Origin of the sequence: Streptomyces sp. WMMC940 (assembly GCF_027460265.1) — a bacterium.
In the GTDB taxonomy this organism is placed as follows: domain Bacteria; phylum Actinomycetota; class Actinomycetes; order Streptomycetales; family Streptomycetaceae; genus Streptomyces.
The window spans coordinates 1,910,106-1,923,026 of sequence record NZ_JAPZBC010000001.1; the positions used below are offsets into that span (position 1 = coordinate 1,910,106).

Annotated in this window: 10 protein-coding genes; 2 read left to right on the plus strand and 8 right to left on the minus strand. The window is 68.8% G+C overall.

Annotated elements, in window-relative coordinates; genetic code table 11:
* Positions 1-8 precede the first annotated feature (8 nt).
* The 8 genes from O7595_RS08310 to eccB form a co-directional block, all read right to left on the minus strand.
* Entirely contained in the window at positions 9-1,256 is a 1,248-nt protein-coding gene (locus tag O7595_RS08310; protein WP_269728086.1) for a S8 family serine peptidase, read from the minus strand.
* 24 nt (positions 1,257-1,280) lie between these two features.
* Positions 1,281-3,026: a hypothetical protein gene (locus O7595_RS08315; RefSeq protein WP_269728087.1), complete on the minus strand. Its 1,746-nt coding sequence runs from the start codon at positions 3,024-3,026 to the stop codon at positions 1,281-1,283.
* A gap of 6 nt (positions 3,027-3,032) precedes the next feature.
* Positions 3,033-3,503: a hypothetical protein gene (locus tag O7595_RS08320; RefSeq protein WP_269728088.1), complete on the minus strand. Its 471-nt coding sequence runs from the start codon at positions 3,501-3,503 to the stop codon at positions 3,033-3,035.
* A 526-nt stretch (positions 3,504-4,029) separates the two neighbouring features.
* Complete coding sequence (locus O7595_RS08325; protein ID WP_269728089.1) at positions 4,030-5,232, minus strand: S8 family serine peptidase; 1,203 nt, start codon at positions 5,230-5,232, stop codon at positions 4,030-4,032.
* Between the two features lie 75 nt (positions 5,233-5,307).
* Positions 5,308-7,077, minus strand: a complete 1,770-nt coding sequence (locus tag O7595_RS08330) for a hypothetical protein (protein ID WP_269728090.1) — start codon at positions 7,075-7,077, stop codon at positions 5,308-5,310.
* 6 nt (positions 7,078-7,083) lie between these two features.
* Positions 7,084-7,518: a hypothetical protein gene (locus O7595_RS08335; RefSeq protein ID WP_332328132.1), complete on the minus strand. Its 435-nt coding sequence runs from the start codon at positions 7,516-7,518 to the stop codon at positions 7,084-7,086.
* 250 nt (positions 7,519-7,768) lie between these two features.
* A complete protein-coding gene (gene mycP / locus O7595_RS08340; protein ID WP_269728091.1) occupies positions 7,769-9,013 on the minus strand; it encodes a type VII secretion-associated serine protease mycosin in 1,245 nt (414 codons plus the stop codon).
* Positions 9,014-9,026: 13 nt separating this feature from the next.
* Entirely contained in the window at positions 9,027-10,547 is a 1,521-nt protein-coding gene (gene eccB, locus O7595_RS08345; RefSeq protein WP_269728092.1) for a type VII secretion protein EccB, read from the minus strand.
* A 182-nt stretch (positions 10,548-10,729) separates the two neighbouring features.
* Between eccB and eccE the strand changes: the two genes are divergently transcribed.
* Together eccE and O7595_RS08355 are read left to right on the plus strand one after the other, a co-directional pair.
* Positions 10,730-12,064 (plus strand): type VII secretion protein EccE, encoded by a 1,335-nt coding sequence (gene eccE, locus O7595_RS08350; RefSeq protein ID WP_269728093.1) that lies wholly within the window; start codon positions 10,730-10,732, stop codon positions 12,062-12,064.
* Positions 12,064-12,783 (plus strand): hypothetical protein, encoded by a 720-nt coding sequence (locus O7595_RS08355; protein WP_269728094.1) that lies wholly within the window; start codon positions 12,064-12,066, stop codon positions 12,781-12,783. Before eccE ends, O7595_RS08355 begins: the two co-directional genes overlap by 1 nt.
* Positions 12,784-12,921 lie beyond the last annotated feature (138 nt).

A 12,921-nucleotide genomic window follows, 5' to 3' on the forward strand; every position in this document is an offset into this window, starting at 1 on the left:
GGCGTCGGTCAGGTGGTACGACGCTTGCGGATGACGGCGATTGCGCCTGCTGCGAGGACCGCAACGACTGCGGCTCCGCCGAGAATGAGGCCCGTCCGGTTGCCGCCGTCGGCTCTCTTGCCAGCACCGGCAACGACGGCGTCCGACTGCGACCCGACCTTGGGAGTCTTTGACGCGGCTGGTGCCGACGGGGCGGCTGAGCCAGCGGGGGCCTCACCATCGGCCTTCTCGCCGGTCAGGGGGCTGGCGTCCGGAGCGCCGGGCTTACCGAGGCCGCGGGTGATGTGGGCGTTGGGGCGCACGACTCCGTGGCCGAGGTACTGGCTCTTGGAGTCGTCCTTCCATTGCTCACCGCGACCGGCGCTTTCGAACATGACGCGAAGGACCTGGTTGGCCGTCCAGTCCGGGTGAGCGGACCAGATCAACGCGGCGGAGGCGGAGGCGAGAGCCGCAGCCTGACTAGTGCCCTCACCACCGTCGCAGTATCGAGTAAAGGTGGAATCGCACCAATAGGGGATGTCGGTGCCGGGAGCCGCGATGTCGACGATCTCGCTGTGATGTGAGTAGTCACCGACTTGACCATCACGATCGATGGCACCAACGGCGACGACTTCGTCGTACTTAGCAGGGTAGCTGGGCTTGTTGCCTTTCTTGGCAGAATTGCCGGCAGCAGCGAAAATCAGTTTTCCCTTGCTCCGCGCGTACCTGATCGCCTCACGTTCTCGTTCAGACATGAACTCATTGCCGATCGAAACGCTGATGATCTGTGCATCGCTGTCGGCGGCAGCCCGCATGGCAACCACCTCGTCCCATTCGTTCACCTTGACGTCTTTCGGGAACGCCTTGGTGGCGACTCGCATAGGAACGATCTTTGCACCGGGCGCCAGGCCGCGGATACCGCCGCCCTTTCCTGTGCCGGCGATCAGCTCAGCCATGGTCGTGCCATGACCCTCGTAGTCGTCCGTGGCCTCGCCGGGTGCCTCTGTCGCATCAAGTCCCTGAAGTACCTGGCCTTGCAAGGAAGGCGTTTTCGAGTTCACGCCCGAATCGATGACAGCGACCTTGATTCCTTCGCCGGTGGACTTCTTCCAGATCTCATCGGCGTGCATTGCCTTCAGGTACCACTGCTTGGACTCCATGCCTTCCGCAGCGGCAGTTGGCGCCATGCCGACGGAGCACGCTCCGGCCAAGGCCAGTGTGCATGCGACACGCCGCCAGGTGGGAACCGCCCATGCTCGATTCGTTCCTGCTGCCATCCCGACTTCCGAACCTTCCGTGTCCTAGTCAATCACCGGCGGTACAGCACCGCGTCGCTGTGACGACCATGTCTGCTCATCCTCAGACAGGTAGTCAGGTCGAGCAGAGGCGTTGCGTTCTCGGTCTTGATCACGTCCTTGTCGCTGGCCGCTACCGCCGACAAGAGGTGCGTTACGAGGTGTACCCACGACTCCGTTGGCACTTGGCGTGCCCTTGCTCGTCGGCCGCTGCGTGGCGCTTCCTGTGCTCGCCCCGATGACTCCGGACTGGCTGGGGCGAGCCGCCGAGGTACGCCCGACAGCGGATCCGTCGGCGCCGATGACCGTTCCCCGGGGGATCCCCGACCCGGACGTGCCGGCTGAGGAACGCTGCGGTGTGCCGCCGACGATGCCGTCCGCCCGGCCCGCGCGTGCTCCGCTCGATGGTGCCTGGCCCGTGCGTCCCGCTGCATGTTGCCCCACGACGCCCTGTCGACCGGTAGGCGGGGCCTGACCAGGCACAGCAGCGGCACCTGCCCGACCGGTCGCGCTGCCCGCGCCCATGGGGCCTGAAGCCCGACCAAACGGTCCCTGGATTCCAGCGGAAGCGTGCGCACCCCCAGGAGCAGCACCAGGTCGACCGGCCGCACCGGCGCGCCCGGCGGCGGGTGTGCTGCCGCCCGATGCATTCGGACGTCCAACGGCATGCGCAGCCGGGCCGCTGCCGGTCCTGATCACGCCGGAGGTACCGGTCGCCCGCGGCACGGTGTTCTTCGCGGAGCCGAAACTCGAGGCCAACGGCGCGACCGGGGGACCTGGAGGTGTGCCGGGACCAGCAGCGGCAGGGGGTGCCGACGCGCTGGGGGCCGAAGCCGGAGGAGCAGGTGGCGCGGCAACGCTGTCGATCTCCATCGAGGTACTCCGATCAGGCACCGAGGGAGATACGCCAAGGACTTCCTTCTCGGAGGTACCTGTGGCTCCGCCCGACACGACCTGATGGAGACTTGCAGAGTGACCTGCGGCACCCGAGGCTTCGCCTCCTGACCCGCCGGCGGGATCGTTCCAGAGCCCGCCTTCCCGCGGCCGCGGCACGTCGGCCTTCAGCATCTGCGGCATGTTCGGCGGTTCCTGCGTCGCCAGGGACTCCTCCGACACAGCGTAGAACGACGCCAGGCGGTTCATCTGATTGATGGCCTCCTGGCGGTTCTCCTCCACCTTCACCGCTTCGGCGTACTCAGGGTTGTCCGGCCGGCGTTCGGGCAGCGCGAAGTCCTCCGCCTTCTTCCGGACGAGTCGTCCGTCCCTCGGGGGCTTCGCGTTGCGCACGGACGTCAGCCCCGTGCTGGCGACCTCCATCTGCGTGCTGACCTTGTTGGCGAACGTTCCAAGTCCCCAGGCGTACTTGGCGAGCTCCGTGCCGTACCTGCGGAACTCCCTGCCGGACTCGCCCTCCCACTCGACGCTCTTCACGTAGTCGTCGAGTTCCTGCGCCGCGCTGTTGAGAGCGTCCCGTGCCTTGCCGAGTTCCTTCCCGGCGTTCTCCAGGTCCGACGGATTGGAATGGTCCAAGAGGTCAAGCATCGCGTTGAGGTCGGCGCCCTCGAAACTGGTCTTGCCGAACAGGCTGCCCCGGCTGCCGAACCCGATGTCGTCCATCAGCGCCGTCATTCGCTGATAGGCATCGGTGGCGCCGAAGACCGTCTCGATCTGGGCCGAGTCCTCGGTCTGCTGCTCGGATACCTCGGTCGCCTGCTGCTCAGGGGTAAATTCCGGCTGCTTGTCGTCACTCATCGGGTGTCACCCCATGTCCTCGGTGTCGACGCCCTTGACGTCTGCGTTCGGGTCGGGTGCGTCACCCTGCGGCTTGTCGCGCTTCTCGTGCACCTCACGCTCCTGGTCCAGGCGCGTCTGGATCCGGTGGAAGCGAGACCGCAGATCCTCCTCGACGTTGTCGAAGCCGACATCCGCCGCGTGAACCCCGATCCTCAGCAGCTCGATCTGATCGCCCAGCAATTTGGACAGCGAAGTGAGCGCCCCGTGGACGCGGTTGTACTGGCTGAAGAAGCCGTCCGCCTCCGCAAAAGGCAAGTTGGCACCGCTGAAGGACCCGCGGGAGACCGACTGCGCAGCGACCTTCTTCGTACCGCCGGCTCCGTTCTCCAGCTCCGTGAGCAGTTCGTTCACTCGCTTCTGGAAGAGCTTCAGTGCACCTACACCGCGCTCCAGGTCCCTCGCGGCGCCGCCCCCGCCCCCGTCCGCTGACGACATTACGACCGATCCTCCCCGTTTACAGTCATCACAAGAAATTCACACAGTGCGATCGCGGATCGTGGTGACTCATCATTCACTCATACCCAGAGGTCACTCTAGTCACTGCCTCTGACAGGCCCAAGTGCCCTGTCCGTCACCCGACTTCCCCCGATGCCCGACTGTTCTCAGACGATCGATCGACCCTATGCGGTTGCAACGAGCGGCGCATCCGTACCGGTACTCAGACCGCGAACGGATCCTCTCCCCTGCCAGCGGCTCACCCTCCCACCCCCGGCTCCAGTCCTCTCGCCCGCCGCTGGGCATCCCGCACCGGTACCGATGCTTCTCCACTGGTCCTCGAGGCTGTCGATCGCGCCCTGGATCTGCTGCAACTGGCCTTGATCGAGACGAACTTCTCGAAGAGCTGCCTCTCGAGCTGAATGACTTGCTGTTCTGAGAGCCGCGGGCCCCGTGACACGGTTGCGTTTCCTTCTCAACTACCATTGGTGACTGAATGGGTTGTGCATGGGGCCCCGGCGTCGGGTCAGGTGGTACGGCGCTTGCGGATGACGGCGAAGGCGCCTGCTGCGATCACTACGGCCGCACCAATCCCGATGATGAGTCCCAACTGACCGCCACCACCATCACTCTTGCTCGAGCTTGCCACACTGGTGCCCGACTCCGGCCCGCCCTTGGGCGCTTGTGACGAGGCTGGTGCAGAAGGGGCGGAGGAGGCGGACGACGGGGCACCGCCAGCAGGACCGCCGACCTTCGTGTTGGTGAGCGGGCTGATGTCCGGGGCGCCGGGCTTGCCCACGCCGCGGTTGATGTGGGCGCCGGGACGCACGATGCCGTGGCCGAGGTAGTTGCTCACCGTGCCCTCCTTCCAGTCCTCGCCACGTCCGGCAGACTCGAACATGACGCGGAGGACCTGGTTCGCCGTCCATTCGGGGTGGGCGGACCAGATGAGGGCGGCGGAGGCGGAGGCGATGGCGGAGGCAGCGCTCGTGCCGCCCTTGGGGCAGTAGTCTTTCAGTTTTTCGTTGCAGTAGCCCGGAATATCACTTCCGGGTGCGGCGATATCCACAAAGTCACCGTGCGTCGAGTAATCGGCCACCTCGCCGTTCCGGTCAGTCGCGCCTACCGCAATGGCTTCCGGGTAGGCGGCTGGATAGCTCGCCTTGTTGTTACCGGCTCCCAGGTTCCCTGAGGACGAGAAGAGCAACTTTCCCTTGGACTGCGCGTACTTCACTGCTTCCCGCACTGGCGAGGCGTAGTACTCGCTACCGAACGAGATGTTGATGATCCGGGCCTCGCTGTCGGCAGCAGCCCTGATCGCCTCCTCCTCGTCGAAAGCGTTCACCTTTTCCTTGTTCTGCAGCTCTGTGTCGCTGACCCGGTAGGGAATCACCTTGGCACCGGGCGCCAGCCCTTTGAGGCCACCGCCTGCTCCCGTCCCAACGATGAGTTCAGCCATCGTCGTTCCGTGACCTGTGTAGTCGTCCGTCTCATCGCCCTTGGCCTCGGCAACGTCCTTGCCTTTGAGTACCTGACCCCTGAGCGAGGGAGTGGAGGGGTCGACTCCGGTGTCGATCACAGCCACAGTGATGCCCTTGCCCGTCGAGGTCTTCCAGATCTCCTCGGCGTTCATGGCTTCCAGATACCACTGCTTCGACTGCGCATCGGCCGCGAAAGCCGTCGGTGCAGTGCTGACAAACCCGGCCGTCAGCGCCACTACTGCCGCCATGGTGCCGAAGCCACGCCGAAGGCTCCCGGCCCCGATCATTCCTGCCGTCATTCTGACTTCCGAGCCTTCCAGTGGTTAATCGATCACCGGCGGTACCGCGCCGCGGCGGCGATTCGCCCATGTCTCTTCGTCTTCGGTCAGGTAGTCCGGGCGGGCGGAACCCTCCCGATCCTGCTCGTCCCCGGGGCGACGCCGGTCGGCTCGGCTGCCGAGGAGGCCATTGCCTACGGAACCGGAACCAGAACCTGGAGAACCTGGAGAACGTGGAGTACCGACGACTCCGTTTGCACTGGGCGTGCCGCGCCCGACTGGGCCGGTTGGCTTGTTGCCGGAGTTGGCTCCCACTACGCCCGACTGGTCCGGCCGCGCGGCGGTGGAGCGACCGGCAGCCGCGCTCTCTCCGCCGATGACCGTGCCTCGTGGAATACGCGATCCCGTGCTTCCGCTGGTGGAGCGCTGAGGTGTTCCACCGACGATTCCGCTCGCGCCGCTGCTGCGAGGTCCGTTCGTCCCCGTAACGCGTCCGGCAGCCGGCTGGCCCGTACCACCGGGGCTACCCACGACGGGCGCCTGCCCGCGACCAACTCCCGCTCCGGGACGTCCGGTAGTACCTCCACCGGGCATGCCCATGGCGCTGGGACGCCCGACCACGGGCGAGCGTCCGGCCGTTGTGGACGACGTGGCGTTCGGAAACCCCGGTCGCCCCGTCGATGTGGTCGATCGTCCCAGCGGCGGGGAGCCACCGGCCGTGCCTGCACGGCCAATGGCCTTGTTCGGCTGTCCCCCGGACGTCCTCGGATCGCCGGTCCGAGGAGCCTGCCCAGCCCGTCCGGACAGACCTGGGCCGGTGAACGGCGCGGGAACCGGACCGCTTCCCTGGTTCGGGCCACTGGTGGCGGTCGGCGGGGCCGTGGTCGGGCCGGCAGTCGTGGGCGGCGGGACCGTGGCCACGCTGTCGATCTCCATTGATGTGGAGCCGGTGGCGGTACCGGCCATACCGAGCGCCTCGCTACGCGGTACGACCTCCGCGACGCCGGCCTCGCCTACAGTTCCGGCTTGTCCCACATTCGGTCTCGAGAAGTCTCCGCGGGGTCCGGGTGACTCCGAGCTCCCGCCCGGGCTCCACTCCCCCTTCGGCCTCGGCACCGCAGCCTTGTACGTCGCCGGCGGCTTCGGCATCTCCTGCTCGGCGAGCGTGCTCTGGGAGACCGCGTAGAAAGAGGCCAGGCGGTTCATCTGGTTGATGGCCTCCTGCCGGTCCTTCTCGACCTGCAGGGCCTTCTGGTACTCGGGGTTGTCGGCCGTCTGCTCGGGGAGCTTGAAGTCCTTGACGTCCTTCTGGATCGAGCGGTTGTCGCGCGGCGGACGTGCATTGCGGACCGACGTCAGGCCGGTGCTGGCGACCTTCATCTGGGCGCCGACCGCGTTGGCCATCTTGCCGACGGACCAGGCGTAGCCCACGACCTCCTTGCCGTAGCGCTGGAACTCCGTCGCGCCCTCGCCCCGCCAGTCGGTCCTCTTGACGAAGTCGTCCAGCTCCTTGGCGGCCTTGTTGATGGCGACGTTCGCCTTCTCCAGGGCCTCGCCGGCGTGCTCCAGGTCAGCAGGGTTGGTGCTCTCCAGGAAGTCCAGCATTTCGTTGAGCTTACGGCCGTCGAACACTGTCGAGCCGAAGACGCTGCCGCCGGCTCCGAAGCCGAAGGCGCCGAAGAAGTCCTGCATCCGCTCGACCATGTCGGTGGCGGCGAACTGGCCTTCGATCTGCGCCTGCTCTTGCGCCTGCTCCTGCTCCTGCTTCGTCAGGGGCGGCGTGTTGCCCGACTTCGGCTGCTTCTCATCAGCCATCACTCATCACCCCAGATCCTTGGTGCCGGTCTTGGCGTCCTGGCGAGGTCGCGCGGGCTCCTGCTGAGCCTGCTCGCGCTCGATCGCCTCGTCCCGCTCCCTGTCAAGCCGGGCCCTGATCTCGTAGAACCGAACACGCTGCTTCTCTTCGACGTTGTCGTAGCCGACATCGGCAGCGTGCACGCCGATGGTGAGGAGCTCGATCTGGTCGCCGAGCGACTTAGACAGCGTGACCAGCGCCTTGTGGACGCGGTTGTACTCCTTGTAGAAGCCCTCGGCCTCTGCGAAAGGTAGCCCGACGCCGAACGATCCGCGGGTGACCCGCTCTGCTGCGACCTTGGTCTTGCCGCCGTCCCCACTCTCCAGTTCGGAGAGAACCGCATCGACGCGGGTCCGGAACTTCTTCAGCTCGCCCACTCCACGCTCAAGGTCACTCGTCATTTCCGCCCCCGTCACCAACCGCCTCGAGCACGAGCCGATCCTCCCCGTTTGCTACTGCTGTCCTGCATCCGGGCGTAGCGTCCCCACGCTCCGCCGACTGCCTCACACACCACTCTAACGACCGGGTATGACTGCCCCAAGTTCCATATACGTGCGGAGACTTCTGCGGCCGGCCCGGCCTGGGAGCATGTGCTGCTGCAACGTCACCGTCGGGTCCCGATCTTGATGCAGAGGTCTTCCCGTCGGACCGTCACCTTCCCGCCCCCGGCTCCCGTCCCCTCACCCGGCGCCGCGCGTCCCGCACCGTCACCGCGCCGCCGACGACCACGGCGACCAGGACCGCACCGCCCACCACGACGTACGTCGCGAGGCGCGCGTTGCGTTCATCCGCGGTCTCGCCGAGGTGGAGTTCGGCGGGGGTCGGGGCCTCGGCACCGGAGAGGCCCTCGTGGGCGACGGGCTTCTCGATCGGCTCGTCGTCCTCGGTGAGCGCGCGGACGGGGTCGACGACGCCCCAGCCGACGAGGCGGTCGTGGCCCGCGATGGACCGCTCGGCGGTCTGCTGGAGCTGGGCGACGACCTGTTCCTGCGTCCAGTCCGGGTGCTTGCTCTTCACGAGCGCCGCCACCGCCGCCACATAGGGCGCGGAGAAGCTGGTGCCGTTGTCGGCGCAGTGGCCGCCGCCGGGGACCGTGGTGACGACGTCCACGCCCGGGGCCGCGATGCCGACGAAGTCGCCGGACTGGGAGAACGCCGCCCGTTCGTTGTTGCGGTCGGACGAGGCGACGGCGAGGACTCCCTCGAAGGAGGCCGGGTAGGTCTTCTTGACGTTCCCGCCCGACCCGTCGTTGCCCGCCGAGGCGACGACGACGATCTCCCTGTCCAGGGCCTTGTCGATGGCCTGCTTCAGCTCGGGGGCGGGTTCCACGGCGCCGGCCGTGTCCTGGGAGATGTTGATGACGCCGGCCCCCTCGGCCACGGCGTGGTCGATGGCCGCCGCGAGGGTCTTCGCCGTGCCGTGCCCCTCGGCGTCGTTCTGCTGGATGGGGATGATCGTGGCCCCGGGGGCGAGGCCGACGAAGCCGGTGCCCTTGGCGGGGCGTGCGGCGATGATCCCCGCGACCTTGGTGCCGTGGCCGACGGTGTCGGTGGTGCCGTTCTCGTTACCGCGTTCGATCTTGTTGCCGGACGCGTCCTTGAGGTTCTTGTCGAGGAAGTTCCTGCCGCTCTTGACGTCGACCGCCGGGGCCAGCTGCGGGTTCTCGACGTCGACGCCGGTGTCGATGACGGCGACCCGGACGCCCTTGCCGGTGGACTGCTTCCACAACTCGTCCAGGAGGACGCGCTGCAGCGCCCAGGGGCGGCCCTCGTACTGCTTGCCGGGGTAGGTGCACTGGTCGGGGCCGTCCGCCAGCGCGGGCGCGGCGGTCACGGCGGCCAGGGCGAGCGCGGCGGCCGCCGGGGCGGCCAGGAGGCTCCGGTACGTGTACGTCATGTCGGGTCCCGCCTCACGAGCCCTGCGGCTGACGTGCGGCGCCCGTGGAGAGACGGGGACCGGTCGGCAGGAAGGAGGACCACGCGGCCGGCACCGGCACGGGATCGACGTCCTTGTAGCCGAGCCGGTTCTGGGCCTGCTGGGCCTCCTGCTGCCGGGCCTCCCGCTCCTCCTTGGTTCCGGACGCACCGATCCCGGAGTCGTCCGTCGCGCTGTCGCCGTTGGACTGCATGGCGTACCGCAGTCCGGTGTCGGTGACGAGGAAGAGGAATCCGGTGTCCGTACGGGAGCCCTTGAACTGGCGGAAGAGCTGGCCTGATCCGGGGGTGACGTAGGCACTGCTGGAACCGGTGGGGAGGGTGGCGGGGAACTCGGTGCCCGCCCAGGTGCTGAGGGTGGTGGAGCCGTCGTCGTCCACCTCACGGAGGACGTTGCACACGGTGTTGCGGCTTCCCTCGTCCGTGCTCGCCGAGTTGACGGGCGCCGGGGCGTGCTCGGGCCACTTCCTGTCCTGGCCGAACGCCTGGCCCGGCCGGAAGGCGGCGGCGCTGACGGGCTCGGCTCGACCGTCCTGGCCGAGGCCGATCAGGTCGCGGCTGCTGAGCAGCAACTTGGCCGTGAAGTCGGTCACGGGGGCCACCCGGCCGCTGAGCACCACGTACTGCTGGACCCGTGTGCCGTCGGTGGCCTTGAGGACCATGCCCACCTTGTTCACCTCGTCCGGGAGGTCGCCGGGGACGCCGGCATCCCGGCCTGCGCCGGGAACCACCGGGAAGTCGACCTTGTCACCCTGGTGCAGGGTGTCCAGCCATGCGGCGGACACCCGCTGGGGCGCCCGTCCGAGGCCGACGAGCTGACGCAGGAGCAGTTCGTCCTTGTCCACGGCGTAGGCCGTGCCGCCAGCGTCGACGACGTAGCGGGTCGCGTCGGGGCCCTCGACGTAGATCAGCTCCCCGCCGCGGAGCCGGTCGGCCCCCTCGGTCTTCCGCTCCTCCCGCTCGGCGAGGACGAAGGCGGCCTTCTGGATGGTGCGGCCGCCCTCGCCGGGCCGTTCGCAGACCGCCCAGCGCTTGGCGACGCCGGCTTCCTTGGCGTCGGGCAGCCGGTCCGGGGCGTAGGGAATGCCGAGCGTGGCGCCGTGCGGGATCCTGCCGTTGTCGAGCACGGACTCGTCGACGTTGATGACCTTGCCCTTGTCGGGGTCGAGGAGCAGTTTCGCCGACGACATGTTCAGCACGGGATGGAGCTGCTTCTTGCCGTTCGTCTCCAACACGACATAGCGGGTCGTCGACTTGCTGGCGATGATGACGTTCTCCTTGGGCTTGTCCCAGTTCTGGGGCGCCACCGGCTTGAACATGCCCCACGCGCCGAAGACGGCGAGGACCACCACCGCCACGATGGCTCCGGGAACCACCGCGCGCAGGGGGCGGGGCGCGCCCTCCTCCGAACCGGTCGTGTTGGGCTGCACGAACTGCGCGACCAGTCTCCGCTTCGCGAAGGTGTATGCGTTGAGTTCGTCCCGACGTGATGCCATCTGTCCGCTGTCCCTCTCCCCGCTGGGGCGACCACGTTGCCATGCCCCCGTGCCGGGGCCCGCCGCCGCACAGTCCCCTACTATGCCTGCCGGCGCTTGCGTCCCACTGCTCAGGTAGGGTGATCGCCCGGTCAACGCCCATGGGAATTTGGCAAATACGGACACGAGGGGGCAACGCGGCGATGGGTACGGCGACTCGCTCGCGAAGTGGGCGGACTTCCGGACAGGCCCCTGGGAGTTCCCGGCGGCAACGCAGCAACGTCCTGCCGGACGGTGCACCCCGGAGCGCCCCGGCCACGACCACTCTGCGCCCCCTCGCGAGCGCCGGCCGGATCGGCCCGCTCCAGTTGCGGCAGTTGGTGCTCGTGGAGCTGGCGCTCGCCCTGGTCCTGGTGGGCGCCGCGCTCGGCGGTCTCTGGATGGTCCCCGCCTGCGCCGCCGCTGCGGCCCTGCTGCTCCTCGCGGTGCTGCGGCGGCGCGGTCACGCGCTGCCGGACTGGCTGTCCACGGCCCTCGGGCTGAGGTCACGCCGTCGGGCGGCCGAGCCCGCCGGCGCGGATGTGGATCCCTCGCTGGCGCCTCTCGCGGAAGCCGCCCCCGGGGTAAGCCCGTTCACCTACGTGGACCGCGATCGCCGCACGGTCGGCATGCTCGGGGACGGCTCGTTCCTGACGGCGGTCGTACGGGTGGAGGCGAGCGGCTCCGGGCTGCGTCCCGCGTTCGGGGCACGGGCACTGCCGATGTCGCTGCTGGGAGGCGCGCTCCAGGTCGACGACATCGCCGTGGAGTCCGTGCAGTTGGTCCAGCAGGTGCGGTCCGCGCCCGCGCCGCATCTGCCGCAGCAGTCGGTCGCGCGGCTGTCCTACGGCCCGCTGCAGGAGCGCACGGGCGCTCCCGCGCTGAGGATGACGTGGGTGGCCGTGAAGCTGGACCCGGAGCTCTGCCGCGAGGCCGTCGAGGCCAGGGGCGGCGGCGTCGAGGGCGCCCAGCGCTGTCTGGTGCGCGCCGCCGACCATGTGGCGAGCCGGCTCACCGGGGCCGGCTTCCAGGCGGTGGTCCTGGACCAGGAGGAGCTCAACTCCACGATCGCGACCGCGGTCTGTGCGAGCCCGCGGGCCGCGGCGCTCGCCGGCCGGCCGGGTGCCGCAACCCAGCGCCGCACGGCCGAGACCTCACGCGTCTGGCGCTGCGACGACCGCTGGCACACGACGTACGCCGTCGGCCGCTGGCCCGAGTTGGGGCGTGGGGCACAGCCGCTGCCCACGCTCGTGTCGACGCTGACCTCGGCCCCGGCCTACGCGACCACGTTCAGTCTCACGCTGCGGCGCGGAGCGCGTCAGGGCGCGCTGGCGGTGAGCGGGCACGTACGGATCACGGGTGGTTCGGACACCGAACTGGTCGGAGTGCGGAGGGTGTTGGAGCAGGCCGCGCGCTCGGCCAAGGTCGGGCTGCTGCGGCTGGACCGCGAGCAACTACCCGGCGCGCTGGCGACGATGCCTCTGGGAGGTGCGCGGTGATGGATACGGCGACGGGTTCCGCACGCGGGCTGAGGGGGCTGTTCGGCCCCCGGCACGCGGGGCACACCATGGCGGCGGACGACCTCGGAGCCCTGTCCCTGCCGGTGGGCGACGACGGGGTGGTGATCGGCGACGACGCCGAGGGCCGTCCCCAGATGGTGGGCTTCCACCGTTCGACCCCGTACGACGTGCTGCTGATCGGCGGCCTCTGGACGGCGCAGGTGCTGGCGCTGCGTGCGGCGGGTACGGGCGCCCGGGTGGCGGTCGAGACCGGGCGGGCCCAGGCGTGGACGACACTGGCGCAGGCGGCGGGAGCGGGCCTGGAGTGCATCACGCTCCACGACGTGGGCCGCGTACCGCCGATGGGTGCCACCGTCGGCAGTCCGGTGGTCGTCGTCCGTGACTGCGGGATGCGGCCTCCCCGGGGGCGCGTGGTGTCGTCGCCGTGGCAGTCGGTGCTGACGCTGCTCCCGTATCTGAGCCCGGTCGCGCCTCGGCTCCTGCGGGACGCGACGCTGGTGGGCGTGCAGCGGGTCTCGCCGCAGGAGGCCGAGCAGATCGGCCGCATCCTCGGCCTCGGGCGGGCGGAGACCGATGCGCTGCCGACCCTCGCCGACGGGGTGACGCTGTGGGTGTCGGGACGTGAGCGCCACTGGGTGATGACGAGCGGGACGGACGCCGAGACGGGCCTGCTGGGTGTGGCCCGCCGGATGGACTGATTCCGTCCGGCCGCCGCCGGTCCGGCCGTCCCCGTGCGATCGTGCGTCCTGTCCGTGGGCGACTGTGGTCCTGAACGGCGCTGGATAGGATGCCCGGTGTGACCCGGGCAACATCCATATGTGCGGCTCCCTTTGGGG

Bases quoted from the DNA above. Each gene is read 5' to 3' on its own strand.
- O7595_RS08310 (WP_269728086.1), bottom strand. From the start codon at position 1,256: ATGGCAGCAGGAACGAATCGAGCATGGGCGGTTCCCACCTGGCGGCGT.
- O7595_RS08330 (WP_269728090.1), bottom strand. From the start codon at position 7,077: ATGGCTGATGAGAAGCAGCCGAAGTCGGGCAACACGCCGCCCCTGACG.
- eccB (WP_269728092.1), bottom strand. From the start codon at position 10,547: ATGGCATCACGTCGGGACGAACTCAACGCATACACCTTCGCGAAGCGG.
- O7595_RS08355 (WP_269728094.1), top strand. From the start codon at position 12,064: ATGGATACGGCGACGGGTTCCGCACGCGGGCTGAGGGGGCTGTTCGGC.
- O7595_RS08320 (WP_269728088.1), bottom strand. From the start codon at position 3,503: ATGTCGTCAGCGGACGGGGGCGGGGGCGGCGCCGCGAGGGACCTGGAG.
- mycP (WP_269728091.1), bottom strand. From the start codon at position 9,013: ATGACGTACACGTACCGGAGCCTCCTGGCCGCCCCGGCGGCCGCCGCG.
- O7595_RS08315 (WP_269728087.1), bottom strand. From the start codon at position 3,026: ATGAGTGACGACAAGCAGCCGGAATTTACCCCTGAGCAGCAGGCGACC.
- O7595_RS08325 (WP_269728089.1), bottom strand. From the start codon at position 5,232: ATGGCGGCAGTAGTGGCGCTGACGGCCGGGTTTGTCAGCACTGCACCG.
- O7595_RS08335 (WP_332328132.1), bottom strand. From the start codon at position 7,518: ATGACGAGTGACCTTGAGCGTGGAGTGGGCGAGCTGAAGAAGTTCCGG.
- eccE (WP_269728093.1), top strand. From the start codon at position 10,730: ATGGGTACGGCGACTCGCTCGCGAAGTGGGCGGACTTCCGGACAGGCC.